Here is a 25,244-nt window from a genome sequence, read left to right on the forward strand (position 1 = left end):
CCTTAGCTGATATAAAAATAAGATTCTGGAGGTATGGATATCCCCACCGAGCTGATATTTCCAACCCCTCTTCAGCCATCCACCTAAGCCGTTAAGATCTTCAAATCCAGGCAAAAGTCACCCTGCTTGGGTCCGGATTGAATTGCTGTTTTGGTGGCGACCACGGCAGTTCCCTTGAACATGGCGATGGGTGAATAGAACTGAACATCCTCGATATCGTCACCTTCGTTCAAATCCTCTATCATTCCTCGGTCATTTTTCGCCACAATCAAGCTCAACATGTCGCCAGATTGAAAATTGACATCAAATTCGACCATTTTACCTTTATGCGTGCCATTGGTAAAAGTTATGCCAATGGAGGTGATATCGAGCATTTCCTCTTCAGGTTCGGGCATGCTGAATTCAATGCCGTCAGCATCGTCTTTCTCTCCAACAGGAACCGGCAGTGGCGTACCAAACCCTTTTTTATCCAAAATGGGTTGCAGATACACACGGATGGATTCCAATTGAACGGCAGAAAACAGATCCTGCGAAAACCACTGCTGGTACTGGGCCACGGCATCATCCAGAGACGCCGTGGCCAATTTGCAGCGGATGATGTTTTTTCCGGCTTCGAGTCGGTACGCCTCATTTTTTAAAAGCGCCTGAAACTCAGCCAACGCCCGCTCGAATTGGCCAAATTTGGCCAAGGCCACGGCCTTTTCCAAATCATTTTCGCCGAACAGATTTTTAATCAGGTCTTGTCCTTTCTCCGACAATTCCGGCGAAGAAGGCGCTGTTCCCGTTTTAGCAGATTTTTTATCGATGAACTGGATTTTTTCCGCGATGGCCCGGAGTAGGCTATCCTTGTTTTTCAGCTTATCGATTTTGGTGATCAGGCCTGATGCCGCTTGATATTTTTCCCTGGCTTCATTTAACAACCCCTGGGAACGATAGACTTCGGCTTCATTCAGCAGGGATTTGATTTTCAAGCTGATATTCATTCACAATCCTATTTTTCACAACCCATCTTAATTAATATATTTCCCGGTCGGCATCCGATCAAGGACGGGTATCGGTGGTTAACGGGCTAGAACGGCTTCAGGGCTTGACGGATTCGTAAAGAACCCAATATTTTGTCATAGTTGGTGTTTTATCCTGTTTGCCCTTTTATTGTCAATAATTGAGAACTGATCTCTGCTAAAACTTGGTGTAACAAACATATTGACATTGTCCCGGGGTATGTTATCAAGAAGTCTTTTACTCTTTCAGCCATTTCCAATAATCGTTTTAGGGGGCCGGCAAGAAAGAATTACACCGATCGTGCCGGATTTGGATTCGTCTACCAGGCAGCTTCAACGGTGGCTACCCGGGAGTAGGTGCCGGTGAAGGCAATGCCATGGACGGACACAACAGTAGGCAGGAGGGTGTAATTATTTCTTGCCGGCTTTCTTACTAACCCTTCCCCCAAAAGGAGCATGTTATGGACAAAAAAGTAACGGTTGTCGGCGCTGGTAACGTAGGGGCCACTGCAGCCCAGCGGTTGGCTGAAAAGGAACTTTGCGATGTGGTGCTCGTCGATATCGTCGAAGGTGTGCCTCAAGGAAAATCCCTTGATCTGATGGAAGCCGCACCCATCGAAAAACACGATGCCAAGCTCACCGGAAGCAACTCCTATGAGGCAACCGCCAACTCCGACATCGTTATCATTACCGCCGGCATCCCCAGAAAACCGGGCATGAGCGGGATGATTTGATCAGCACCAATGCCGGGATCATCAAAAGTGTCACTCAGCAGATCGTGAAATATTCCCCGAATGCCATTTTGATCATTGTCAGCAATCCGCTGGATGCCATGTGTCATGTGGCCCTTGAGGCTTCCGGATTTCCCAAAAACCGCGTCATCGGAATGGCCGGCGTCTTGGATTCAGCCCGTTTCCGGGCGTTTATCGCCATGGAGCTGAATGTTTCGGTCGAAAACACCCATGCCTTTGTTTTGGGCGGTCATGGCGACACCATGGTTCCCCTGCCCCGTTTCTCCACGGTGGCCGGTATCCCGATCACCGAATTGATGCCCAAGGAGCGCATTGACGCGCTGGTGGATCGGACGGCCAACGGTGGCGCTGAAATCGTCGGATTGTTGAAAACCGGTAGTGCCTATTATGCGCCGGCTTCGGCTGCGGTGGAGATGGCGGAATCCATTTTGAAAGACAAGAAGAAGATTCTCCCTGTGCGGCCTACCTGCAAGGCGAGTATGGCATCAACGACCTTTTCATCGGCGTGCCGGTCAAACTGGGCAAAGATGGTGTCGAACAAGTCATTGAAATTACCCTGACCAACGACGAGAAAACAGCGCTCGATAAATCCGCCGCTGCCGTCCAGGGGCTCAAGGATGTGCTTGCAAAGCTGGCTTAGACGGACCTTCCGATATCGGGCCTTTTACGAATCCGCCAGGGTCTGTTTGATGGCCTTGGCGATTGTAGGATTAATTCCGGGCAGTTCACTGAGTTCCGTTTCGGTGGCTGCCCGGATTTTTTTGATGCTGCCAAAGTGTTTCAGCAACATCATCTTTCGTTTCTGGCCGATACCGGGAATCGGGTCCAAGGCGGAGGAGACCATTGACCGGTTGCGGCGCTTGCGCTGGAACGTAATGGCAAAACGATGGGCCTCGTCCCGGATCTGCTGGAGCAACAGCAACAAGCGACCATCCTTTCCCCAATTTACCGGATTGCTGCGATTGGGCAGATAGATTTTATCCGCATCCTCACCTTTCAGGTCATCCTTTTTGGCAATGCCGGCAACGGCAAATTGTCCGTCGAGGCCCAACTGGTCCAGGATATTTAGCGCGATGTTCAGCTGTCCTTTGCCGCCATCGACCAGCAACAAATCCGGTACGGGGTTCGTCTCGTCGATCTTTGCATAGCGCCGCCCCAATACCTCGGCCATGCTGGCATAATCATCGGGGATGGTGACCTGGCGAAGGCCGTAGCGACGATAGCCCGCTTTATGGGGGCGTCCGTCGACAAACACCACCATGGCCGCGACCGGGTTGGTACCGCCCAGGTGCGAATTGTCAAAGCACTCGATGCGGGATGGTCGACGATCCATGTTCAGATGCCGCTTGAGCCCGTCGAGAACCGTCGTTTCGGCCGAGGCGCGCTGAAGCCGCTCGCGAAGCGTGTTTTCGGCATTGGTTGCGGCCATTTTCAGCAGCCGGTACATCTCACCCCGGATAGGCTGACGCACCCTTACACGACGGGCCTTCCATTCCGACAGCGCCTCTTCAACCAAGGCGGTGTTTTCGGGCAGCACCGGAACCAGCACCTCAACAGGAATCTCCCGGGTATGTTGGTAAAACTGACCCAAAAACTGAGCGACCAATTCGCCCGCTTCCGGTGCGGCGTTGAGGAGTTCAAAATATCGAATGCCCTGTAGGTATCCGCGCCGCAAGGTCATCACGCATATCAATTTAAAATCCGGGTTGCCGCTGATGCCGATGACATCCCGATCGAGGAAGTCGGTCGTCACACTGACCTGCCGTTCAAGTGTTTTTTCCAGGGCAAACATACGGTCACGCAAAGCGGCCGCGACCTCGAACTGTTCATTGGCGGCCGCCTTGAGCATATGTCGGCGAATCCGTTTGATCAACTCGGGGGTCCGGCCTTTCAAAAAAAGGATCACTTCCTTGACGATTCCCTTGTAAACCTGGGGATCGACCGTCAGGCAGCAGGGCGCCAGACATCGCCCCATTTGATGATGCAGGCAGGGACGCGTGCGCTGGCCCATGGTACGGTCGCTGCATTTGCGCAAGGGAAAAGTTTTATTGATCAGTTTGAGCGTCTGGCGGACGGCCAGAGCCGAGGAAAAAGGACCGAAATAGACCGCTCCGTCTTTTGGGGTCTTACGCACAAGCTCGACTTTGGGGTAGTCGCTGGCAACATTGATACGGATGGAAAGGTAGCGTTTGTCATCCTTGAGAACCACATTAAATCGGGGACGGTGCCGTTTGATAAGGTTCGACTCGAGGATCAGGGCTTCTTTCTCCGATGTTGTCACAACGGTTTCGATATCCGCCACCCGGCTGACCATCAGTGCGGTTTTGGGGCTGTGCGCATCCTGGCGCTGGAAATAGGAGGTCACCCGCTTCTTCAGATTGATGGCTTTGCCGACGTAGATGATGATGCCGTCTGCATCGCGCATCAGGTAAACCCCGGGCTTCTCGGGAAGCCCCTTAACAACGGCCATCAAAGGGTTTGGCGAATCAGACGTCTGTGGGGTATCCATCATATTACTAGTCGGTTTGGGAGGGGTTGGCAGCAAATCTTTCAGGCTTCAAAAAGCAGGCGTTTTTTCAGTGCCCTGATCTGATCACGAAGCTGGGCGGCCTTTTCAAAAGCCAGTTCTTTGGCTGCGGCCTGCATCTGTGCTTCAAGGCTTTCGACGGTTGCCTCGACCGTATCCATGGTTTCGTAATCCGCCTTTTTCTCGGCAACCTGAGCAGATTCACGGTCATCCGGCTTCCCATAGGCCAGGTCAAAAATATCGCTCACCGTCTTGTGGATGGTCCGCGGGGTAATATGATGTTCTTGGTTATAGGCGGCCTGAATGGCCCGCCGTCGATCGGTCTCCTCGATGGCCTTCTGCATGGATGGGGTCAATCGGTCGGCGTAGAGCACCACGGTGCCGTTGACATTGCGGGCGGCCCGACCAAAGGTCTGAATCAACGATCGCGTCGAGCGCAGGAACCCCTCTTTGTCGGCATCCAGGATGGCCACCAAGGAAACTTCGGGAATATCCAGACCCTCACGTAAAAGGTTGATGCCGATCAACGCATCGAATTTACCGACCCGCAGATCCCGGATGATGTCCATCCGTTCCATCGTTGAAATATCGGAATGCAGGTAGCGGACGGAAAGGCCAAGATCCGTGTAGTATTCGGTGAGATCCTCGGCCATGCGCTTGGTCAGGGTGGTCACCAGGATGCGTTCCCCGCGTTGCTGCCGCTCACGGATTTCCTGATAAAGGTCATCCACCTGGTTGCGCGCGCCGCGCACATGAATCACGGGGTCGATCAATCCCGTCGGCCGAACGATTTGTTCGACGATCGCACCGGCAGCGGCGGTTTGTTCGTAATCGGCCGGCGTTGCCGAGACATAAACGATTTGATGGATCCGTTGGGACCACTCGTCGAATTTCAGCGGCCGATTGTCCAACGCCGATGGCAAGCGGAAACCGTAACCGACCAAAGTCTCCTTGCGGGAACGGTCGCCCTTGTACATGGCTTGAATTTGCGGAATGGCGATGTGGCTCTCATCAACAAAAATCAGGAAATCTTTTGGAAAATAATCCAGCAGGGTCGGCGGTGGCTGCCCGGCCAGCCGCCCGGTCAGGTGCCGGGAATAATTTTCGATGCCGTTGCAATAACCGATTTCCTGAATCATCTCCAAGTCGAAAAGAGTTCGTTCCTCGATACGCTGGGCTTCGATGAGTCGGTTTTCGCGACGGAAAAATTCGACCCGTTCCTTCATTTCCTGGACGATGGTGTGGGTGGCCCGCTCGAGGGTGGCCTTGCGGGTGACATAATGACTGGCCGGGAAAATGGCTACGCGGTCAAGCGTTGCCAGGGGCGTTCCTTTAAGCGGATCGAATTCCTGAATCGACTCGATTTCGTCACCGAAAAAATCGACACGAATCCCCCTATCCTCTTCATAAGCCGGAAAGATCTCCACGCGATCACCGCGAACCCGGAACACTCCACGATGGAAATCCATGTCATTGCGCTGGTAATGGATGGAAACCAGCTGGTAAAGCAATCGCTCACGGGGGAGCTCCATCCCGGCGGACAGATCGATGCGCATGGAAAGATAATCTTCCGGTGCGCCCAGACCATAAATACAGGAAACACTGGCCACAACCACCACATCGGTCCGCGACAGGACATTCCGCGTGGCGGAATGGCGCATTTTGTCGATCATCTCGTTGATCGACGAGTCTTTCTGAATGTACGTATCCGTCGTGGGGATATAGGCTTCCGGCTGGTAGTAATCATAGTAGCTGACGAAGTATTCGACGGCGTTTTGCGGGAAGATTTGCCGGAACTCGTTGAACAACTGGGCGGCCAGGGTTTTGTTGGGGGCCAGCACCAGGGCCGGCCGGTTGACGCGGGCGATGATGTTGGCCATCGTAAATGTCTTACCCGATCCGGTAACCCCCAAAAGGACCTGACTCTGGGTGCCTGAGAGGATATTCCGGGAAAGGGTATCAATGGCCTGGGGCTGGTCGCCGCAAGGCGTGAAATCCGAAACAAGCTTAAACGCTGGCATTGATATGCTTCGCCAATCAAGAAGGATAAAAGTTCAAATAACGCCGATCAGGTTGCCAATTTCCAGTGCGTGCCGTCGGCCTTGTCCTCTAACAGGACGCCAAGCGCTTGTAGTTGATCCCGGATCTCATCCGCTCGCTTCCAATCCTTGTTTTTCCGGGCAGCGGTTCTTTCCGTCACCAAGGCGTCAATTTCCGTGGCTGAAACCGTTATTTCCTGGAGTTGGTTCTGGGTGCGGTTTTCAAAGAAAGCCTGCCAGGGCTGCTGCAGGATACCGAGAATATTGCCCATGCGCCTCAGGTCACTGAAAAGCTGCTTCCGTGATTCATCCGTCCCGGCATCCTTGTCATCCAGCAGGCGATTGCCCTCTTTGAGCAGATTGAAAAGGATTCCGATCCCCTTGGCGGTATTGAAATCATCATCCATGGCCGCGCAGAAGGCCTGCCAATAAGATCCACCGGCCTCATCTCGATCGCCACCCCGAATATCCGCCTCCTCGTCGAACCGTCGAACAAGACCATAGATCTTATCCAAGGCTTTTTCGGATTCCTTCAGGTTTTGATCCGAAAAATCGATGGGGCTGCGGTAGTGGCTGGAAAGCAGGAAAAGCCGTACGGTCTCCGGATGGTACGACGTCAAGATATCCTTGATCATCAAAAAATTGTTGAGGGATTTGGACATCTTTTCATTGTCGATATTAACAAATCCGTTATGCATCCAATAGCGGGCAAAGGTTTTGCCGTGGGCCGCCTCGGATTGGGCGATTTCGTTTTCGTGATGGGGGAAGATCAGGTCCTTGCCGCCACCGTGAATGTCAAAGGTTTCCCCAAGAAAGCGGCGACTCATGGCCGAGCACTCAATATGCCAACCGGGACGGCCTTCCCCCCAGGGGCTCGGCCAGGACGGCTCACCCGGCTTGGCCGCCTTCCAAAGCACGAAATCATAGGGATTGCGTTTGCTGGCATTCACCTCGATCCGGCTGCCGGCGACCATATCATCGAGTTTGCGACCGGAAAGCTTGCCATAGTCGGCGAAAGCCTCCACCGAATAAAAGACATCTCCACCTGAAACGTAGGCGACTTTTTTATCAACCAGGGTTTGAACGATATCGATGATATCATCGATATGCGCGGTGACCCGGGGCTCCACGTCCGCATGGATGACGTTCAGGGCATCCATGTCGTGATAGAACGCATCGATGAATTTATCCGCGAGCTGGATTGCCGGCATTCCGACCTCATTGGCCCGCTTGATGATTTTGTCATCCACATCGGTGAAATTACGCACATAGGTCACCTGATAATTCAAGGCGCGAAAATAGCGGACCACCACATCAAAAACCACGACCGATCGGGCGTGGCCGACATGGCAGAAATCATAAACCGTGGGGCCGCAAACGTAAATTTTAACCTGGCCGGGGAGAATAGGTTCAAAGGATTCTTTAGATTTGGTCAGGGTGTTATAGATCCGCATAGCCATAAATTAAAATCGCTCGCTCGATGGTTAGTCGCTGCCGGATGGCGGCAGGATTTGGGGTTATTGGAGGAAAACAATACACATGGCAGCAATGCCCTCGCCCCGGCCGATCGCACCAAGCCCTTCGGTGGTGGTGGCCTTGATATTGATCTGCCCTTGGTCGACAGCCATGCTTTGGGCCATATGTCTGGCCATCTGCGACTTATAGGGGGAAAGTTTGGGTGCTTCGGCAAAAATCGTCGCATCCATATTCACCAGCATCAAACCCATGGACCGGACCCGGCGGTATACCCGCGTCAACAGTTCAATGCTGTAAATACCGCGATAGGCTGGATCCGTATCGGGAAAATGTTCGCCAATATCCCCCATGCCGGCGGCACCCAAAAGGGCATCACAGGCCGCATGCACCAGGACATCGGCATCGGAATGCCCCAATAAACCTTTTTCATACGGAATGACCTCACCGCCCAGGACCAGTTTTCTTCCCGGTACCAACCGATGTACATCATAACCTAATCCCACCCGCGCCATAAGCAAGACTCCGCTGTCCTGTTGACCGAAACTTTTTTTATTAACATACTTCCGCATTTGGCGTAAAGGAACAGATTGTCCTCGAAAGATGGCTATCTGGCCCGCCAAGCCACGAAGCAAGTGCTGGTAACGGGATTCGATTTTAGCGCTTGACCCGATCGCCCGGCCTCAAGTAGATAGAGGCCTGCCCCTCTCATTTTTATGAATGAATTCGGTGTACCGGACGATAACGATTCGTTTCATCAGGAGATACAACGTGGATAACCATCCGTCGATACAAACCGCATGGGCATCGGGCAGACGCTTTTTAACAGAGGCCGAAGCCAAAACCATCTTGCGGCAATATGGCGTTCCGGTCGTTAAGGAAACCGTGGTCTCAACGCCTGACGAAGCGGTTGCGGCCGCCAAACAGCTGGGATTTCCCGTGGTGCTCAAGGGAATCGGTGAGAACCTGCTGCACAAAACCGAAAGCGGTGTGGTTCACCTATGCCTCAATGATGACACATCCGTCCTTCAAGCGGCCGATCAAATCCTGGCCACTGCTGCGGGCATCCGAATTCTCGTGCAGCCGCTGATCCGCGGCAAACGTGAATGGGTTGTCGGCCTTTTCCGGGATGCCCACTTCGGGCCGGCGATTTTATTCGGCTTGGGGGGTGTTTTTACCGAAGCGCTCTCCGATGTTGTTTTCCGCCTCGCGCCGTTGACCCGTGAAGAGGCATCGAACATGATCGACGCGATCCGGTCACGTTGCCTGTTGGAGGCCTTTCGCGGTGAAGCCGCCGTCGATCGCGAGGCACTGGTCAAAACCATCATGGGACTATCGGCCATTGCCACGGAGGTTCCGGAAATCGCCGAAGTGGACATCAATCCGCTGATCGCCGGTCCCGATGGGTCGCTCACCGCCGTGGATGCCCTGATCACCCTGGTTGATACCAGCCAAACACCGACGCGTCCTTTGCCGACGCCCCCGCCAGCCATTCATGCCCTATTCCATCCCCGGTCGGTGGCCTTTGTCGGCGCCTCCTCGCAAGTCGGCAAATGGGGGCATACGCTGATCTGCAACACCGTCAGCGGTGGTTATGCGGGCGACGTCTACGCCGTCAATCCCAAGGGCGGAAAGATTGCCGGCCGATCGGCCTACAAGACGATTACCGATATTCCCGGCCCCGTCGATCTGGCGGTGGTTACCGTTCCCGCCGCCGGTATCCCCGACCTGATTCCCCAGATGAAGGCCAAGGGGATAGAAAACATGCTCTTGGTTACCTCGGGGTTTGGCGAAACCGGCGCCGATGGCAAACGGCTGGAAAAAGAGCTGGTCGATGAATGCCGTAAAGCGGGCATTTTTTTGCTCGGACCCAACACCATGGGGATCTGCAACCCACATATCCGGTTTTACTGCATGGGCGCTGCGGTCCGCCCGATTCCCGGATCCACGGCGGTCGTGGCCCAATCCGGGAATATGGGCACCCAACTTCTGGCCTATGCCGCGGAGCAGGGGATTGGCATCCGTGCCTTTTCCGGTTCCGGCAATGAAGCCATGATCACCATCGAAGATTACATGGAAGGCTTCGAGGTGGACAGCCTGACGGGCACGGTGATGCTGTATATCGAGAGCGTCAAAAACGGGCGTCGCTTTTTCGAAAGCGCCCGCCGGGTCAGTCGGAAAAAACCCATCGTACTGCTCAAAGGCGGGCAAACCCAGGCGGGTAGTCGGGCTGCGGCCAGCCACACCGGCGCCATGGCTTCGGACGCGCGCCTGTTTGACGCCGTTTGCCAGCAGGCAGGAATTGTCAAGGTCGACCAGCCCATGGAGCTATTGGACCTGGCGGCGGCTTTTTCGTCCCTGCCCCTCCCCCAGGGCAATCGGGTGGCCATCATGACCCTGGGTGGCGGTTGGGGCGTCGTCACCGCTGACCTATGCAATCAACTCGGTCTTGACGTTCCGGAACTCTCGGCCGACCTGATTCGCCAAATGGACGAGATTCTGCCGCCGTACTGGAGTCGCTCCAACCCTGTCGACATCGTCGGTGAAAACGACACGAAAATTCCCCTGTCGGTATTGGAAGCCTTGTTGGCCTGGAATGGCTGCGACGCCGTCATCAGCCTGGGCATTCTGGGACGCCGGATTTTAATCAAGGACCTCGCTGAATCCATCGGCCAGGCCGATCCCGGGTATTCCTCCGATCAATTAAATGACGTCGTGAAACGCTACAAAGATTATGAAAAGCATTTCATCGATCAGACGGTTCGTTTGATGGAACGCTATCACAAACCGGTTTTCGGGGTAAGCCTGCTGACCGATGAAAAAGATGCCACCGTGCATCCTGTCCAAGGCAGTTCGTTCAAAGGCGTTTTTTATGAGACACCGGAACAGGCGGTGAAGGCCGCGGCCCGCATGGCGGAATACCAACGCTGGCGGTCACGCGTCTCCCGTTGAAAGGCGCATGGGGATGATTTCCATCGATTCATCATTGCTTATCGCCGCAGGTGCCAGTTTTGTGGCCGGCAGTTTAGGGTATGTCATTGCCAGGCTGTGGGTCAGACCCATCGTACGCTACAATATCACCAAGCGTAAGCTGGATCATGCCTTGAAGGAATATGGTTCCGCCCTGGACGAGGCTGCCGCCATCGGTTCCAAACAGCCTGCGGCAACCGACAATTCACTGCGTACGGCCCGTCAACATGGCATGGAACTCGTGTCCTGTTACACCGCAGATCTTCCCCACTGGTACCGCCTACTGCTGGAAAGCCGCAAGGAATCGCCCGCCGACGCCTCGGGGCTGCTCACCAATCTTTCCAAGATTCGGGACCGCGGGCAGCTTGACCATCGCATCGCGGAAGTCCGTAACCGACTGGGCCTGAAATAAGCACATGGAAAAAAAACAACCGGAAACGACCCCCTTTGCGAATTTTGAAACGCATACAGATGGGCTGCACACCTTTCTGATGGCTGACGACACCATCCGGGGCGCGGTTCTCGACGGCAGCCGGATGATCAACCAGATGCGCTGGAATCATGAGCTGGGCATCCTGGAAACCCTTGTCCTCGGCCACGCCTACCTGGGCGCCGCGCTAATCAGCGCCAGCCTCAAGGGACGGGATCGGATGCGCCTGCAAATCGATTGTTCCGGCCCCATCAAGGGGCTGTTGGTGGAAGCCCATGCGGCTGGTGAAGTCCGCGGATTCCTGAAAAATGTGCCGATCCCCATTGAAAAACCCCTAACGGATTTTAATCTTTCACCGTTTTTTGGTGCCGGTTTTCTTTCGATCACCCGGATTCTGGAAGACGCCAAACAACCGTTCACCGGTCAGGTCATGATGGCCCATGGCAACCTCGCCAAAGACCTGGCGAATTATTATCTCACCTCCGAGCAAATTCCGACGGTTTTCAACCTGAGCGTCAAGTTCGATCAACATGGCCGCGTCGTCGGCGCAGGCGGTCTGTACCTGCAGGCCATGCCCGATGCCGAGGATGGTGTGGTCCGCCAGATTGAGGACCAGGTCGTGGCGCTGCCCTCCATCGGCACCGCTTTGGCCGATGGCGCAACCCCCCAGGATCTGGTGGCCACGCAGATGAAGGCATTCTCACCCCGTTTTATTGACCGGCGCCAGATCGGCTTTATCTGCCATTGCAACCGGGATCAGATACGCAACCTACTGACCCTGATGCCAATTGAGGAGCTTAAGGATATCCAGGAAAAAGGGCCTTTTCCGCTGGAGATCCGCTGTCATCACTGCAATACTGCCTATTCCTTCGATCGGGAACAGATCGATCGCCTTGTGGCTACCCGGTTTTCCGATTGACCGGGATACCATAGAGAACCCGCATACCCTCAAAATCGAAAATCACCTGAATGACTGACGACGCGCCATCAGCTCTTACTTCGTCTATCGGCGGAATCACGTTTTCAAAATGGCTGTTCAACATGGCCCGCCGGTTCCCCTATCCCTTTGCACCGGCATTGAGCCGGGGGTTGGGTGTCTCGCTGACGGCGGTCACGTCGTTGATCGCCATCAACCAGGTAACCTCCCTGCTGGGAATTTTGATCGGTCCCCTCTCCGACCAATGGGGGTATCGTCGGATGATGTTGGTGGGAATAGGGATGCTCGCTTTCGGGATGCTGGCCGCCGGTCTGTTTCCTTTCTACATCGTCGTTCTGGTGGCCCTGCTGTTGGCCGGTCTTGGTAAAAGTATCTTCGATCCGGCCGCCCAGGCTTGGGCGGGTAGCCGGGTTACCTACCGGCGGCGGGCTTGGTGATCGGTGTTATGGAAATCTCATGGTCAGCCAGCACCCTGATCGGGATCCCTTTGACGGCCGTGATGATGGACCGCTATGGATGGCGATCGCCGTTTATTGGGATCGGCGCGCTTGCCATTATCGCCACGTTTGCCCTTCTTTGCACCATCCCTTCGGAGCCCCATGGCCGGCCCCGAGATATCGTGTTTAAGATCACGGCTGGACATTATCTCGGAATATATGGCAGGCGTCTATGCAGTCGCCCGGCACTGGGGGCGTTGGGCTATGCCTTTTTCGTCAGTATGGCAAATGACAACCTGTTCGTTGTTTATGGTGCCTGGCTGGAGCAACGATTTGGGCTGGGCTTGGTCGCCTTGGGACTTGGAACCAGCCTCATCGGCGTTGCTGAATTGGCAGGAGAAGGCTTGACCGCAGCCGTTGCCGATCGCTTGGGGGTGAAGCGTGCGGTCTTTTTCGGCGCCGGCTTATCCGTAATTTGCTATGGCATGCTTCCCTGGCTGGACAGATCTCTGCCGGTTGCCATAGCCGGGCTGGCAATCCTCTTTTTCAGTTTTGAGTTCACCCTAGTGTCCAGTTTCTCCTTATGCACCGAGCTTTTGCCGGACGCTCGCGCGACCATGCTGGCCGGCTTTTATGCCCTGGCCGGACTGGGTCGTGCCGTTGGTGCGCTAATCGGCGGAATGATCTGGCAAAAGGGCGGCATCCTGGCAACGGGCATGCTTTCCGGCAGCCTGAGCCTATTGGGTATTTTCTGCCTGGTGGCCGGGCTTAACGCATGGCATCCCAAACGCCATGATGGGTCGATGGATCGGCGTCCCTAAGAGGCTTTCAAGCGAGCGGCAGCCAAGTAAAGTGCGGTAATGGTTTTGGCATCCTGGATGGTGCCATCGGCAATCATCTCGATGGCACGGGGCAGCGCGATCTTATGTACCGACAACAGTTCGTCCGGATCCAAATTCTGTGCGGACGGACGCAGGCCGGTGGCCAGGTAAAGATAGATACGTTCATCCGAATAAGCCGGGAGCGGGGTGATTTCGCCCATTTTTTCCAGTTTTTGGGCGGCAAAACCGGTTTCCTCGATCAGTTCGCGGGATGCACAGGTATCGGCATTTTCGTTGGGATCCAGCGTGCCGGCCGGAATTTCCCAGATAAAACCGCCTGCGGCATGGCGATATTGGTTGAGCAACAGCACCCGTCCATCATCCATGATCGGTACGATGGCGGCCGCTCCGGGATGGCGGATGATCTCCATGTCCAGGGTGATACCATTGGGCAGGGTGACATTCTCTGAATAAAATTCGAACACACGCCCCTTTCGGATCAGGGCCACGTGGTTAACCGTCGCTTTTTCCATTATTTTTCCTGATGATTGTTTTTGATGTGGTCGACCAGTTCCCGAACGGTTTGGCCTCCCGGCGAAGCGGCCTGGGGGTTGATGGCCAATAGCGCTTCCCAGGTCTCCAGGGCGCCCTTTTCATCCTTGAGATCGTGAAGCAGGACGATCCCTTTGTTAAAGCGTGAAATCTCGTGTTTGGGATCGATCGCTATGGCTCGGTCAAAGGCCTTCACCGCTTTTTGCAGCTCACCATTGCGGCGGTACATCACCCCAAGGTCGGTCCAGACATTGGCATTGCGATCATCGAGGGCAAGGGCTTTTTGATAGGCGTCAATGGCCGCTGCCATTTGGTTGGTGTCAAAATACTGATGCCCCAATTGAATCCAACCATCCAGATCCTTGGGATCTTTTTTCACGCGCGTTTTAAGTTCGTTGACGGTTTGCTGGCGGGCCGCATCCATTCCAGGAGCCTCTGCAGAAAAGCGCGCATCGGCGGTCATCCCGACCTTATAAATACCAAACGCCACGCCACTGACAAATCCGACCAGCAGTGCGGCCACCACGAGCCATATCACATTTTCCGATTTGACGTATCCGGCAATTTTCTTTGAAGTCATATATCCCTCCCGGGCCATCAAATACCGACTGGCGATTGAATTCGCATAAATCCGATGGATGAATTATCACGGCCCCCAAAACATGTCCATATGGATCATCAAGCGCAACCCCAACCCGGCAACCCGTGGCGGATCGGGAAAGGTTGAGAGCATATGAGAGATAGGATATACTCCGGACAAAGCTGGCTCCGGATTTTCAATCAACGGCGATATCGCCATCAGACACCAAAACAGGGGTAAGCCATGGCATTGTATGTGGTCCAGCACGGAAAAAGCCTGACCAAAGACCAGGACCCGCAAAAGGGTTTATCGACCGAAGGGGTTGCCGACACCGAGCGGATTGCCGATGTGGCCGCAGGGTATCGGGTGCCTGTCCAGCGGATCTTACATAGCGGTAAAAAGCGGGCCCGCCAAACCGCTGAAATTTTATTCCAAAAGCTGTCGCCACCGGACGGAATGGATCTCTGTGAGGGAATGAATCCGTTGGACGATGTGCGTGCATTTGCCCAACAGATCGATTTGAATCAAAATTCGATGCTGGTCGGGCATCTGCCATTTATGGAACGAATGCTCGGATTCTTGATTTGTGGAAATCCGGACCAGATCGTGTTTAAGCTGCAGAACAGCGGCATCGTGTGCGTCGATCGGGTTGACGGCGTGGAAAACCCGGTGATCCGCTGGGCACTGATGCCGATGATCGGGGGTGGGCCACCAAGATAGTGCATCACAGGGATTAGCGGGCCGGATTCAGGCGCGTCCAGATTTGTTCCAGCGGAACGATAGACAGGGTTTCCGGTTTGATGACCAGGGTCTGCGCATCGGTCAGGTAGCCATCCAGCACCTTGCCGACCTGGTTGATCAAGGCTTCGATTTTAAGGTCCGAAAGGGTGTGGATGATTTTGAGATCATCATCGGCTTGCTGGTAGAGGTATCCCAACCGATCGCAGGCCACGCGATAATATCTGATTCGCTGGGTATAACGGTCCACATATGCCTGGATTTCCGCCATCAGCCGCATGTCATAAAAAATCCTTGAATTTTCCAGCGCTTGTGCCTGAGTTTCAATTTTCTTGTCTTGGATCTCTTGTTTGGCCTCTTCCGAAATGGCTTTCAGTTGGGCAATCAGCTGATCGCGGGTTTCAATTGCATCCTCTTTGCGTTGGGACATCTGGCTGCTAAGCAGGGAGATATCCGCCATGGTCCGATACAACTGGTCACCTTTATCGTTGGCCATCACGGTCATGGCCGAAAACAGGATCAGCCCCCCAATGGCAAGGCTGAGCAGCGGTATGGCTTTGTTCACGATCTATTTCTCCATCGCTTTTTGCTTGCGTTGCAGTTCTTCCGAAAAAAGATTCGGATGCGTGGGTTGTCCCAATCCAACGAATGTTTGACGTTGATCAACTCGATCTGTTCACCCGACCACTCCGAAAGGATTGCCACCACCTGGGGCGAGAGCCGTGAAAGACCGTTTAGGGAAAGCGTCTTCCCCTTCCACCGGGCCAGGTAGCTGGCGACTTCAGGTGTCAGCTCCGTGAGGCCGTTCAACCCCAACCAGTCCCCTTTCCAATTGATCAACGCACGCGCGGCCTCCGGATCAAGGTCATTGAGTCCGTTGAGGAACAGATCCTTGCCTTTCCAGGCCGAAAGGCAACGCGCCGCTTCGGCGGAGAGTGCCGTCAGGTGGTCTTTTCGTGAATAATCACCCGCGCAGATCGCCTTCCAGATGGCGGAATTGTCTACTTGTGGGGCTGAAGCGGACGGCGCCGACGTCGCTGGTTTGACCGGCAGACGTTGGGCAATCTCCTGCCAAAGGGACTTCAGGGAAATTGGAATGACGTCAACAGCATCAATATTCAATTGGGATAGCCGTCGGCGATGGGCATCCATGACATCCGTGGCGTGTTTGACAAATCCCTCCACATCAATATCGCTGGATTTGTCTGCCATTATCGCAAAAATATTTGCTTTTCTGGATAGATAGAGTAACTCCTCGCTGTCCCGATCAAGGGCCTTGAGAGGTGTTTTCAGACGTCGAATGTATGTATTCCGGCGTTGAATGGCGGACAGCCCAAGGCTGATATGGGCATCCGCCATTGCCGCTTTGAAGGAAATCGTGCTGTTGCCGGATTTTCTCACCGTATCGAGAATACGCTTCATTTCGGCGTCGATACCGGACTGGTAGTAAGCTCTCAGTTCGTCGATTTCGCCCTGTTTGGCGACCAGTTTTCCCCGTAGCCGGTCAAGGGCGCCAGCAACTTGCTTGAGCCGAGCCACATCCGTGGCTTCCGTATTCTCAGGCCTTTCGGGCTCAGGTGGCGCCACTGCGGGAAGCGCCGGTTCCGTAGAGGTAGAGGCCGTTGCCATAGGTTGCTGTGCCACCGGTGGTTGGGCATCATGGTGATCGCTGCGCTGACCACGCCAGATGAAAATTCCCCCAATACCAACGCCTAAAAAAGCACAGATGACCGCGACAGATAACAACCATTTTTTCTTCTTTGGGGTTATGCCGGATTTGCCGATGACCGTCGAATCATCGGCCATGAGGGTTTCTTTATCCGGTTGCGGCACATCATCTTTTTTCGCCGGAGCTGCTTTGGGTTCCCTTTTGGAAGGGGTGGTAATGCCTGTTTTTTTTGTCTCATCCGTTAGTTTGGCGTTGACTGCTTGATGCGCATCATTCGAAGAAGGTTCCGCTTCTGCATCGGCGCTCAGAACATCTTTTGCGATAGGTGCTTGTTCTTCGGCTTCAGCCGATAAATCCGTTTTTGCTTTATCGATATTGGCCTCGCCCGAACCATCACCATCATCGCCGCTCTCGATCTGTGCCAAAATACTCTCGAAGGCTTTCTGCTGGTCCTCGTTCAGATCATCATCGTCATCATCGGCATCACCGGCATCGGCTGCATCCTCGGAAGCGCCGCTATCGGCAAGCTTGGCAACCTTTTCCAGTTCGGCGGCAAAATCGGTCTCGTCATCTGCTTCTTCCGCCGGATCGCTTTCCGCTTTTACGGGTTCGGCCGGCGGTTCTTCCTCTGCGCCCCCTTCGATTTGGGCCATGATACTCTCGAAGGCTTTTTGTTGATCTGCATCCAGATCATCATCGTCATCATCGGCATCACCGGCAGTGTTCGCACCTTCTTTTACATCTTCGGTCGATTCGAGTATGGATTGCAGTCGTTCCTGCTCTTCGGCATTCAAATCGGCGTTGTCCGCCGGTTTGTCGTCCCCATCTTCCTGACCCTCGATTTCACCCATGATTTTTCGAAACACGGCAAGCTCATCGTCACTTAATGCATCGGTTTCGTTTTCGGCAGCCGAATCCTCTCCAGCGGGAGTACCGAGGCCGGCGTTTTGCTCGGATGAAGTTGGATGGCGTTTAGACGATTTGTCCGCTTTTTCCTGCATTGCCCATAGCCCACTGTGATTTTATGGTTCCCCAAGTAACGGCATTGCCCGGTTAATGAAGCATCCCCGGTTTTAGGATGCCGATGGTGCTTTGTGATTAGTTTCAAATATCGACGGATGGGCAGCAAACTTAAGGGGTTCATAGAACTTGGCATGCGGGATAAGACCGGCGCGCACAGCAATCTTCCCTGGATTCGGTGTGGGCGTGGCATGGAAAACGGCACGACGCCGTTCTTTTACCGGATCCGTTGGTTTTTATTGGAATTGGCGTTGCTGAAACAGGGCAGGATTAAGGATGAAGCGTAACGCCGATATCGGGCTTTTTACGGATCCGTCAATCTTTTTCACCGGTATCCTGAAAGATAGCGTGGGATTCCAGAGACGAGGTGGATTTTGAACAGGAAATACTGTTGGTCAACGCCGTGTGAATCCGGTCAAGCGGCAGGCAGGCGTCCATGCAACCCGGGAAAAGATCCCGGTCGAGACACTCCCGGCACGGGCTCTTGACAAGGTAGCCGATATCGAAGTCAAAACGATGTCTGTACTTGTTGGCCATGGGCATCGGCAAAGGGTTTGAGGTCATCTGTTGGTGGCGTCCCATTTTGATTGGGCTTGATCAGGTTTGATCACGTCAATCCGGATCGCTTCCTTGAACAGTTTTTTTTGTTTAGCACAACCTTGCGGTCACACACAAGGCAAAACAGGCGCCTTCATCCCCTTGACAGAGCCATTGATTTACCCTTAGATTGCTTTGCGTTTCGCCTTCAACACCAACCGACAGGGAAAAACAAGATGAACCTTTTTTCGATGCTGAAGTCTTTCTATCGCCGTTCATTCTTTCAATTCATTCTTTTTTCGTTGCTTTTATCGGCTGTTGTGACTTGTTTTTTATGGCGTTTCCAAGAACTGGGCCTACCGCTCAGAATGAATGACTATCTTTTTGCCGCTATATTCATCATCGGTTTTGGCCTTCTCCAGTGGCTGTTTCTGAAAAACAGTCTTTCCCGCTTATCCACTAAATTGGATGAATCTAAAGGGAAAAAGACACCTGCGCCGACAAGCCCGGATCGCCAGGCGCTTGAATCTGATCGGATCAAACGCAAGAACCAAGAAAAACGCCTATTTGTCCATCTTTTTGCGGTCCTTCAGCGTGAAGGGCGTCTGATGGATTTTCTTCAGGAAGATCTCAACTTGTATGAAGATGCGCAGATTGGCGCCGCTGTCCGCAGTATCCATGAAAATTGTCGAAAAACCGTCGAACGGTATCTCAAGCCGGTGCCGGTGATTACCCAGGCGGAGGGTGAAACGGTCAAGATCGATGCCGGTTTCGATCCGCATGCCATCAAGCTGGTGGGGAATGTGGTGGGAGAACCCCCGTTCAGTGGTATCCTGCGCCATAGGGGCTGGCAGTTGCAAAGCCTGTCCATACCCGATCTTTCCGAAATGGAAAATCCGACGATCATTGCACCCGCCGAGGTCGAGGTTCAGTAACCGGCACCCTCGGTCCAAGGTGGAAAGGGACGCATCCATGACCCGCGACAAGATCAACGGCCGGCGCCTAGTGGGCCTTTTCCTGCTTGGGCTGCTGCTTTTCAACTTTCCTTTGCTTTCGCTATTTAACCGGCCTGTGCTGGTATTCGGCATTCCCCTTTTCTACCTGTATCTTTTTGGCGTCTGGAGCGTGATGATACTGCTGATGATCGTCATCAGCCTGGCACGATCCGAGCCGTCATTGACGGATGAACACGGCTGAGAGGCTGTTTGAAAAGTCCGTCTAAGCCCCCACTACCGGGGACGTTTGCGGACCGGATTCAAACGCTTCAGACAGCCTCCAAATGAGCCTTCGCCATGTTGGCTACCGAAACGGTTATTTTTGTTTCCCTGTGTTACATCGGTGTTCTGTTCGGCATCGCCTACTATGGTGATAAGCGGGCCGACAGCGGCCGCAGTATTATCAGCAACCCCTATACCTATGCACTTTCCCTGGCGGTCTACTGTACGGCGTGGACTTTTTATGGCAGTGTTGGGCGGGCGGCATCGGCGGGACCTTCATTTCTGACCATTTATCTCGGTCCGACCCTCATGATGACCCTGGGCTGGCTGGTACTGAAGAAGATCATCCGTATTTCGAAAATCCACCGCATCACCTCCATTGCGGATTTCATCGGCTCCCGTTATGGAAAGAGCATGACCCTCGGTGGCGTCGTGACCATGATCGCCGTGTTGGGCATTGTTCCCTACATTTCCCTGCAGCTCAAAGCCGTTTCCACCAGTTTTTCATTGATCCATCAATACCCGGCCATCCAGCCCTACAGCTACCCGAGCGGTATCCGTATCTGGAGTGACACCACCTTTTATGTCGCCTTGCTCTTAGCGGTGTTCGCCACCTTGTTCGGCACCCGCAACATCGAAGCGGCCGAACGCCATGAGGGGTTGGTAGCGGCCATTGCGCTCGAATCCATGGTCAAATTGGTGGCCTTTTTAGTCGTCGGAATATTTATTACCTTTTTCATCTTCGACGGTTTTGGCGATATCGCCACCCAGGCCATGGCCGCTCCGGAACTGCGCCTGTTGATGACGCTGCCGGAGAACGCCGGCGCATTCTCGAGTTGGCTGGCGCATATCTTTCTTTCCATGATGGCGATAGTCTTTCTTCCCCGCCAGTTTCAGGTCATGGTAGTGGAAAATGTCAATGAAACCCACCTGACCAAGGCCATCTGGATGTTTCCCCTCTACCTTCTGGCGATCAATCTTTTTGTTCTGCCAGTGGCTTTTGCCGGTCTGTTGACATTTGGCGCGTCCCATTTGGAAGCCGACATGTTCGTGCTCGCCCTTCCCATGGCCAATCAACAGTTTTTATTAGGGCTTCTGGTCTTTATCGGCGGAATGTCGGCGGCGACCGGGATGGTTATTCTCGAGACCGTGGCGCTGTCGACAATGATCTGCAATGATCTGGTCATGCCGGCCCTGCTTCACCTGCCATTTCTGAAACCGGCCCAACGAGAGAATTTAAGCGTCATTCTGCTTTCCATCCGCCGACTGAGCATCGTCCTGGTGCTGCTTTTGGGATACGCGTATTACCATTTTGCCGGAGAGTACTACACCCTGGTATCCATTGGGCTGGTTTCGTTTGCCGCCGTTGCCCAATTTGCCCCGGCCATGCTCATTGGGATTTTCTGGAAAGGCGGCACGCGCACGGGCGCCTTGTTGGGGATGACCGCCGGATTCACGGTCTGGATATATACCCTGTTTCTTCCCTCATTGGCCGGAGCCGGGCTGATTCCGAGGGATTTCCTAGTCAATGGGCCGTTTGGCATCAGCATGCTCAGGCCCTTCGAGCTCTTTGGGCTGAAAGTGTTCGACCGGATCACCCATGCCGTGTTCTGGAGCATGCTGGCTAACGTGGGATGTTACCTGGCCGGGTCTCTTTTCAGCCGGCAGTCGGTCATGGAACATACCCAGGCGGCCATGTTTGTGGATATCTATCGCTATGTGGGGCGCGTACATGACTCTTCGGTCTGGCGCGGCACCGCCTATCTTCCGGATCTGGTCCTCTTGCTGGAACGGTTTCTCGGCAAGGAACGCACCGAAGCCGCCCTGGAAAACTACGCCATGACCCATGGAATCAATCGCGAGCAGGCGCTGACCCGTGATTCGGGGTTGGTCAATCATATCGAACGTCTGCTGGCCGGCGCCATCGGCTCCGCCTCCGCCCGGGTCATGGTGGCGTCCCTGGTCAAGGAAGAGCCATTGGGACTCGAAGAGGTCATGGACATCCTTGATGAAACCCGTCAAGCCATCCTCTATTCACATGAATTGGAACGGACCACTGCCGAGTTACGGGCGGCCAACCAGCGGCTTCAGGAACTGGACCGGCTCAAGGACGACTTCATTTCGACCGTCTCCCATGAACTGCGCACGCCGCTCACCGCCATCCGCTCACTGGCTGAGATTCTGCGTGACTACCCGGAGACGCCGGCCGACCGGCAAAGCGAATTTTCGGGTATCATCATCAGTGAAACCCGGCGGCTGACCCGGCTGATCACCCAAGTCCTCGATTTCCAAAAGCTGGAGTCCGGAAGGACGCGTTGGCAGATCACCCGTTTGGACCTGGAAACGGTGATCAAGGACTCGGTCAACGCGACAGGCCAGCTGATCGCCGAAAAAAATATCGATATGCGGCTGCACCTGCCCGCCAAATCGCACCCCATCAAGGGGGATCGCGATCAATTGATCCAGGCGCTGATCAATCTGATTTCCAACGCCGTCAAATTTTGCGATCCCCAGACCGGGCGCATCGACATTCGCCTGGAATACAGCGCCGACCACTTGACCCTTTCGGTAAGTGACAATGGTATCGGGATCGGCGAAGCGATCAGAAGCAAATTTTCGATAAGTTCCAACAGGTGGTGGATCCGGTGCGCGGCCGGCCCGCCGGCACCGGCCTGGGCCTGGCGATCACTCGCCAGATCATCGAGCATCACCACGGCGAATTGAGTGTCCGCAGTGCGCCGGGCAAAGGGGCGACATTCTATTTTAGCCTGCCGCTGGATGACGCGTCCGCCAACCACTCCGCATAGACGCAAGCCCGTCCGCATGTACGTCTGACCTATCGGTTCCCCATCCTACTTAAATAGCTACGGTTTCTGCTCAAGATTGCAAATGGTCAGCCTTGCTGGCGGTAAGCGTCTTCCGGTCCCATGGACGGGCATCCTCGCCAGGGCGGCTTCGCAACTTGCACAGGGCCTGCTGGCAGACGGGGCACTCCTCGGGCTCGCAGGGATCCATGTGAACCAGAACACCGGCGTTCCCATCGAATGCATCGATCAATATTTTCTCTAATGCCTTTGCATCGGCATGGGCTTCCGCAAGCCGGTCTTGGCGCGGGAGAACCAGGTGCAGATCGATATGCACGAAGTTACCGCTACGCCAAGCTCGCAGCTGATGGATGTCGATCCAATGTTTTTGACGATGGCGCTGGATAATTGTTGAGATCCGGTCGAGAAGCTCCGGGTCGGAGGCATCCATCAGGGCGGAAAAGCTCTCACCCACCAAGCGGGTACCGGTCAGCAGGATATTGACACCAACCAGGCAGGCGATGGACCCGTCCAACCACAACCAGCCGGTCCATTTTACCATCACCAGTCCGGCAATCACGGCACCGGAGGTATAGACATCGGTGAGGACATGTTTGCCATCGGCGACGAGGGTCAAGGATGAAACCCTTTTCCCAATCCTGACAAGGATCAGGCCCAGAATCAGGTTGACTGCGGTTGCCGACATCAAGACGATCAGACCGGCCTGCAGGTTCACCAGTGCGTGGGGAGACAGCAACTGGTCGACACCCGTTTTAAAAATCCCGATCGCGGCCAGGATGATCAATGCACCTTCGAATCCGGCGGAGAAATATTCAATCTTGCCGTGACCGTAGGGATGCCCCGGATCCGCAGGCTGGGCCGCCATCCAGATGCTGACCACGGCAAAAGCGGCCGCCACGACATTGATGATCGATTCCAGGGCGTCGGAAAGCACTGCCGATGAACGGGTTAAATGGTAACTGTAGAACTTGGCCGCCATGAGGATGATGGCGACAAAAAGAGAACTGCCGATGGCCAGCATGCGGTGTTTGAAGGGGGTGGTGGATGAAGGCTTGGATAGGCGTCGTGTTTTCATGAACGGTAATGATATGCTCGCCATTTTGAATCCGCAACCATGCATGCGCCGAATCGAGGCAAACAGACCGACAAACCCCGTGACACCGGCTGACAAATCGGATAGGTAAGGGACGGCGACAAATTATTTCCTTTACCAAAAAAATGAATGGAGAACTTGCATGTCTGACAAACAACAGATTGATTTTACAGTTGATGCCAATAACCTTTACCGTGAGGAAGCCATCACCGATCTCAAGGTGGCCTCCATTCGGCGCATGATTCCCATCACGGCCGATGGCAAGGACGATTCTTCCCGTTCACCCGTCTTTTTCGGTCACACCCAGGTCATGACGCCCCAGGGCCAATTCCACTGCAGGCCAAGTTGCCGGCCAACAACCTGACCGAAGCCATCGCCACTTTTCCCCAGGCGATGGAAACGGAAATGGCCCGGCTCGTCCAAGAGCTTCAGAAAATGCAGGCCGAAGAGCAAAAAACGCAACGCCAAAACGATTCTCGAATCATCGTGCCCGGCCGGTAAGCGATGAACATCCGGGTTGAGTGTTATGCCGGCTATCGCGGGGAAGAAACACCGCGGCGATTTTTCATGGGGCAGCGCTGCATTGCGGTTGTCGCGGTCCAGGATCGGTGGCTGGCACCGGATCATCGATATTTCAAACTGATGGGGGATGATGGCGGATTGTACATCGTCCGCCATGATCCCTACATAGATGAATGGCAACTCACGTGTTTTAAAAAAGATCCCCAATCACCAACGGCCAGCAAAGCCGATTCCGCCTGGTGTGGCGCGCATCCCAAACCCTGCTGATCGGTCAATAATAACATGTTTATCCTCCATATCGAATCCATATCCGCATCCGGGTGGGCGTTAAATGAGCAGGCCGATGCCGAGGGGCTTCCCCTGCTTCATGCCCTGTCCCGCGAAACGCTTATCCATTTTACCCGCCCCGTCCAGGCCCAACTTCATGCACGCCGATTGGGTGACCAGGTCGCCATCGACGGTACCGTTAAAACCACCGTGGTCCTCACCTGCAGCCGTTGTCTGGAACATTTTGAATCCGATGTGGAAACCAATTTTTCAGCCACGGCCGTCCCAGAGCGGCCAGTGGTGCCGGCATCGATCCCCAAAGAGGAGGAGATCGAACTATCCGGTGATGGGATCGATGTCATTCCCTACGAGGGCGAAAGTGTCGATTTACGCAATGAAATCGCCCAGCAAATCATCATGGCGCTGCCATTCAAACCCCTTTGCCAAGAACATTGCAAAGGGCTCTGCAGCCATTGCGGGACCAATCTGAACCGAAGCACCTGCACCTGTCAGTCGGATGCTGCCAACAATCCATTTGCCGTCCTGAAGTCCCTCAAGCTACCCAACAAATAAGGAATGCGCACGGATGTCCCTCAGAATGATCGCCAAGGACCTATATCGGCTTCAGCAGATGGTGGATCGACTGGAAAAGGATTTGGCTGCGTGCCCGCCGGCACAAATCGATCGGTTAAAACTGAAACTGGCTCAGGCCAAACAGGCTCGCAACCAGGTCAGACGGATGCTGGATGGCCAACTGGACCGCTAACTCAGCGTGCGGAAAGGGGGAAGGCAAGGGGCTTCCACGAAAGGCGTTTTTGACAGGGTATTCGAATCGCA

The 25,244-nt window shown here is 54.3% G+C and carries 25 protein-coding genes and 2 pseudogenes; 16 read left to right on the forward strand and 11 right to left on the reverse strand.

Features of this window, described 5'->3' with window-relative positions; translation table 11 throughout:
* Positions 1 to 83 precede the first annotated feature (83 nt).
* A complete protein-coding gene (locus JCM12296_RS06055; protein WP_054690985.1) occupies positions 84 to 983 on the reverse strand; it encodes a hypothetical protein in 900 nt (299 codons plus the stop codon).
* Between the two features lie 545 nt (positions 984 to 1,528).
* On the opposite strand from JCM12296_RS06055, the pseudogene mdh reads away from it, so the two are divergent.
* Positions 1,529 to 2,313, forward strand: a pseudogene (mdh, locus tag JCM12296_RS50235) (malate dehydrogenase); the annotation flags it as partial.
* The gene (locus JCM12296_RS47115) at positions 2,259 to 2,393 is read left to right on the forward strand and encodes a hypothetical protein (protein WP_281491937.1); all 135 of its coding nucleotides are present in this window, start codon (positions 2,259 to 2,261) and stop codon (positions 2,391 to 2,393) included. The pseudogene mdh and the gene JCM12296_RS47115, both read left to right, overlap by 55 nt.
* 24 nt (positions 2,394 to 2,417) lie before the next feature.
* Here JCM12296_RS47115 and uvrC read toward each other — a convergent pair whose 3' ends face one another.
* Genes uvrC through ispF form a run of 4 tightly spaced genes read right to left on the reverse strand, consistent with a single transcriptional unit; the run spans position 2,418 to position 8,427 of the window.
* On the reverse strand, positions 2,418 to 4,265 hold the full coding sequence (gene uvrC / locus JCM12296_RS06065) for an excinuclease ABC subunit UvrC (protein WP_306303968.1): 1,848 nt from the start codon (positions 4,263 to 4,265) through the stop codon (positions 2,418 to 2,420).
* Between the two features lie 38 nt (positions 4,266 to 4,303).
* Positions 4,304 to 6,301: an excinuclease ABC subunit UvrB gene (gene uvrB, locus JCM12296_RS06070; RefSeq protein WP_054690990.1), complete on the reverse strand. Its 1,998-nt coding sequence runs from the start codon at positions 6,299 to 6,301 to the stop codon at positions 4,304 to 4,306.
* A gap of 47 nt (positions 6,302 to 6,348) precedes the next feature.
* Entirely contained in the window at positions 6,349 to 7,779 is a 1,431-nt protein-coding gene (gene cysS, locus JCM12296_RS06075) for a cysteine--tRNA ligase (protein WP_054690991.1), read from the reverse strand.
* 57 nt (positions 7,780 to 7,836) lie between these two features.
* Entirely contained in the window at positions 7,837 to 8,427 is a 591-nt protein-coding gene (gene ispF, locus JCM12296_RS06080) for a 2-C-methyl-D-erythritol 2,4-cyclodiphosphate synthase (protein ID WP_306303969.1), read from the reverse strand.
* 136 nt (positions 8,428 to 8,563) lie between these two features.
* Here ispF and JCM12296_RS06085 point away from each other — a divergent pair, with 136 nt between their 5' ends.
* From JCM12296_RS06085 to JCM12296_RS06105, 5 genes are read left to right on the forward strand one after another with little or no spacing between them, the layout of a single operon-like run.
* On the forward strand, positions 8,564 to 10,744 hold the full coding sequence (locus tag JCM12296_RS06085) for an acetate--CoA ligase family protein (RefSeq protein ID WP_054690995.1): 2,181 nt from the start codon (positions 8,564 to 8,566) through the stop codon (positions 10,742 to 10,744).
* A 13-nt stretch (positions 10,745 to 10,757) separates the two neighbouring features.
* Entirely contained in the window at positions 10,758 to 11,174 is a 417-nt protein-coding gene (locus tag JCM12296_RS06090; RefSeq protein ID WP_054690997.1) for a hypothetical protein, read from the forward strand.
* Positions 11,175 to 11,178: 4 nt separating this feature from the next.
* Positions 11,179 to 12,111, forward strand: coding sequence for an Hsp33 family molecular chaperone HslO (locus JCM12296_RS06095; RefSeq protein WP_054690999.1), 933 nt, complete (start codon positions 11,179 to 11,181; stop codon positions 12,109 to 12,111).
* A gap of 50 nt (positions 12,112 to 12,161) precedes the next feature.
* Positions 12,162 to 12,566, forward strand: a complete 405-nt coding sequence (locus tag JCM12296_RS47120; RefSeq protein WP_083455890.1) for an MFS transporter — start codon at positions 12,162 to 12,164, stop codon at positions 12,564 to 12,566.
* On the forward strand, positions 12,563 to 13,387 hold the full coding sequence (locus JCM12296_RS06105) for an MFS transporter (RefSeq protein ID WP_281491940.1): 825 nt from the start codon (positions 12,563 to 12,565) through the stop codon (positions 13,385 to 13,387). The genes JCM12296_RS47120 and JCM12296_RS06105 overlap by 4 nt, the downstream gene beginning before the upstream one ends.
* On the opposite strand, the gene JCM12296_RS06110 is transcribed toward JCM12296_RS06105, so the two are convergent.
* Together JCM12296_RS06110 and JCM12296_RS06115 are read right to left on the reverse strand one after the other, a co-directional pair.
* Complete coding sequence (locus JCM12296_RS06110) at positions 13,384 to 13,920, reverse strand: NUDIX hydrolase (protein WP_054691006.1); 537 nt, start codon at positions 13,918 to 13,920, stop codon at positions 13,384 to 13,386. The genes JCM12296_RS06105 and JCM12296_RS06110 overlap by 4 nt on opposite strands.
* Positions 13,920 to 14,519, reverse strand: a complete 600-nt coding sequence (locus tag JCM12296_RS06115) for a tetratricopeptide repeat protein (RefSeq protein ID WP_054691009.1) — start codon at positions 14,517 to 14,519, stop codon at positions 13,920 to 13,922. Before JCM12296_RS06115 ends, JCM12296_RS06110 begins: the two co-directional genes overlap by 1 nt.
* Before the next feature lie 243 nt (positions 14,520 to 14,762).
* On the opposite strand from JCM12296_RS06115, the gene sixA reads away from it, so the two are divergent.
* Entirely contained in the window at positions 14,763 to 15,239 is a 477-nt protein-coding gene (sixA, locus tag JCM12296_RS06120) for a phosphohistidine phosphatase SixA (protein WP_054691011.1), read from the forward strand.
* A gap of 13 nt (positions 15,240 to 15,252) precedes the next feature.
* On the opposite strand, the gene JCM12296_RS06125 is transcribed toward sixA, so the two are convergent.
* From JCM12296_RS06125 to JCM12296_RS06135, 3 genes are all read right to left on the reverse strand, one after another.
* On the reverse strand, positions 15,253 to 15,822 hold the full coding sequence (locus JCM12296_RS06125; RefSeq protein WP_054691013.1) for a ribosome-recycling factor: 570 nt from the start codon (positions 15,820 to 15,822) through the stop codon (positions 15,253 to 15,255).
* Positions 15,819 to 17,927, reverse strand: a complete 2,109-nt coding sequence (locus JCM12296_RS06130; protein ID WP_054691015.1) for a prolipoprotein diacylglyceryl transferase — start codon at positions 17,925 to 17,927, stop codon at positions 15,819 to 15,821. Before JCM12296_RS06130 ends, JCM12296_RS06125 begins: the two co-directional genes overlap by 4 nt.
* A 334-nt stretch (positions 17,928 to 18,261) precedes the next feature.
* The gene (locus tag JCM12296_RS06135; RefSeq protein WP_157067406.1) at positions 18,262 to 18,510 is read right to left on the reverse strand and encodes a hypothetical protein; all 249 of its coding nucleotides are present in this window, start codon (positions 18,508 to 18,510) and stop codon (positions 18,262 to 18,264) included.
* Positions 18,511 to 18,539: 29 nt separating this feature from the next.
* Between JCM12296_RS06135 and JCM12296_RS06140 the strand changes: the two genes are divergently transcribed.
* The 3 genes and pseudogenes from JCM12296_RS06140 to JCM12296_RS43645 all read left to right on the forward strand — a co-directional run bounded on the left by JCM12296_RS06140 (position 18,540) and on the right by JCM12296_RS43645 (position 22,507).
* Positions 18,540 to 19,418 carry a DUF2760 domain-containing protein gene (locus tag JCM12296_RS06140; protein ID WP_157067407.1) on the forward strand — a complete coding sequence of 293 codons (879 nt, stop codon included), beginning with the start codon at positions 18,540 to 18,542 and terminating at the stop codon, positions 19,416 to 19,418.
* A 37-nt stretch (positions 19,419 to 19,455) separates the two neighbouring features.
* On the forward strand, positions 19,456 to 19,680 hold the full coding sequence (locus JCM12296_RS06145) for a hypothetical protein (protein ID WP_054691021.1): 225 nt from the start codon (positions 19,456 to 19,458) through the stop codon (positions 19,678 to 19,680).
* Between the two features lie 2,015 nt (positions 19,681 to 21,695).
* A pseudogene (locus JCM12296_RS43645) lies at positions 21,696 to 22,507 on the forward strand (sensor histidine kinase).
* A gap of 70 nt (positions 22,508 to 22,577) precedes the next feature.
* On the opposite strand, the gene JCM12296_RS06155 reads toward JCM12296_RS43645, so the two are convergent.
* Entirely contained in the window at positions 22,578 to 23,600 is a 1,023-nt protein-coding gene (locus tag JCM12296_RS06155) for a cation diffusion facilitator family transporter (RefSeq protein ID WP_172683785.1), read from the reverse strand.
* Positions 23,601 to 23,760: 160 nt separating this feature from the next.
* Between JCM12296_RS06155 and JCM12296_RS43650 the strand changes: the two genes are divergently transcribed.
* Genes JCM12296_RS43650 through JCM12296_RS06175 form a run of 5 tightly spaced genes read left to right on the forward strand, consistent with a single transcriptional unit; the run spans position 23,761 to position 25,173 of the window.
* Positions 23,761 to 23,982, forward strand: a complete 222-nt coding sequence (locus JCM12296_RS43650; RefSeq protein ID WP_246804026.1) for a hypothetical protein — start codon at positions 23,761 to 23,763, stop codon at positions 23,980 to 23,982.
* Positions 23,964 to 24,119 carry a hypothetical protein gene (locus JCM12296_RS43655; protein WP_246804027.1) on the forward strand — a complete coding sequence of 52 codons (156 nt, stop codon included), beginning with the start codon at positions 23,964 to 23,966 and terminating at the stop codon, positions 24,117 to 24,119. The genes JCM12296_RS43650 and JCM12296_RS43655 overlap by 19 nt, the downstream gene beginning before the upstream one ends.
* 3 nt (positions 24,120 to 24,122) lie before the next feature.
* Complete coding sequence (locus JCM12296_RS06165; protein ID WP_054691026.1) at positions 24,123 to 24,407, forward strand: hypothetical protein; 285 nt, start codon at positions 24,123 to 24,125, stop codon at positions 24,405 to 24,407.
* A 15-nt stretch (positions 24,408 to 24,422) separates the two neighbouring features.
* On the forward strand, positions 24,423 to 24,980 hold the full coding sequence (locus JCM12296_RS06170; RefSeq protein ID WP_054691028.1) for a YceD family protein: 558 nt from the start codon (positions 24,423 to 24,425) through the stop codon (positions 24,978 to 24,980).
* Between the two features lie 13 nt (positions 24,981 to 24,993).
* A complete protein-coding gene (locus JCM12296_RS06175) occupies positions 24,994 to 25,173 on the forward strand; it encodes a hypothetical protein (protein ID WP_054691030.1) in 180 nt (59 codons plus the stop codon).
* Positions 25,174 to 25,244 lie beyond the last annotated feature (71 nt).

The organism is Desulfosarcina cetonica JCM 12296, assembly GCF_001311845.1.
Lineage (GTDB): Bacteria > Desulfobacterota > Desulfobacteria > Desulfobacterales > Desulfosarcinaceae > Desulfosarcina > Desulfosarcina cetonica.

Bases quoted from the DNA above. Each gene is read 5' to 3' on its own strand.
- JCM12296_RS06145 (WP_054691021.1), top strand. From the start codon at position 19,456: ATGACCCGCGACAAGATCAACGGCCGGCGCCTAGTGGGCCTTTTCCTG.
- sixA (WP_054691011.1), top strand. From the start codon at position 14,763: ATGGCATTGTATGTGGTCCAGCACGGAAAAAGCCTGACCAAAGACCAG.
- JCM12296_RS06175 (WP_054691030.1), top strand. From the start codon at position 24,994: ATGTCCCTCAGAATGATCGCCAAGGACCTATATCGGCTTCAGCAGATG.
- JCM12296_RS06135 (WP_157067406.1), bottom strand. From the start codon at position 18,510: ATGACCTCAAACCCTTTGCCGATGCCCATGGCCAACAAGTACAGACAT.
- JCM12296_RS06165 (WP_054691026.1), top strand. From the start codon at position 24,123: ATGAACATCCGGGTTGAGTGTTATGCCGGCTATCGCGGGGAAGAAACA.
- JCM12296_RS06170 (WP_054691028.1), top strand. From the start codon at position 24,423: ATGTTTATCCTCCATATCGAATCCATATCCGCATCCGGGTGGGCGTTA.
- JCM12296_RS06115 (WP_054691009.1), bottom strand. From the start codon at position 14,519: ATGACTTCAAAGAAAATTGCCGGATACGTCAAATCGGAAAATGTGATA.
- JCM12296_RS47120 (WP_083455890.1), top strand. From the start codon at position 12,162: ATGACTGACGACGCGCCATCAGCTCTTACTTCGTCTATCGGCGGAATC.
- uvrC (WP_306303968.1), bottom strand. From the start codon at position 4,265: ATGATGGATACCCCACAGACGTCTGATTCGCCAAACCCTTTGATGGCC.
- JCM12296_RS06110 (WP_054691006.1), bottom strand. From the start codon at position 13,920: ATGGAAAAAGCGACGGTTAACCACGTGGCCCTGATCCGAAAGGGGCGT.
- JCM12296_RS06130 (WP_054691015.1), bottom strand. From the start codon at position 17,927: ATGCAGGAAAAAGCGGACAAATCGTCTAAACGCCATCCAACTTCATCC.
- cysS (WP_054690991.1), bottom strand. From the start codon at position 7,779: ATGGCTATGCGGATCTATAACACCCTGACCAAATCTAAAGAATCCTTT.
- JCM12296_RS06055 (WP_054690985.1), bottom strand. From the start codon at position 983: ATGAATATCAGCTTGAAAATCAAATCCCTGCTGAATGAAGCCGAAGTC.
- JCM12296_RS43650 (WP_246804026.1), top strand. From the start codon at position 23,761: ATGTCTGACAAACAACAGATTGATTTTACAGTTGATGCCAATAACCTT.
- JCM12296_RS06155 (WP_172683785.1), bottom strand. From the start codon at position 23,600: ATGAAAACACGACGCCTATCCAAGCCTTCATCCACCACCCCCTTCAAA.
- JCM12296_RS06095 (WP_054690999.1), top strand. From the start codon at position 11,179: ATGGAAAAAAAACAACCGGAAACGACCCCCTTTGCGAATTTTGAAACG.
- JCM12296_RS06090 (WP_054690997.1), top strand. From the start codon at position 10,758: ATGATTTCCATCGATTCATCATTGCTTATCGCCGCAGGTGCCAGTTTT.
- uvrB (WP_054690990.1), bottom strand. From the start codon at position 6,301: ATGCCAGCGTTTAAGCTTGTTTCGGATTTCACGCCTTGCGGCGACCAG.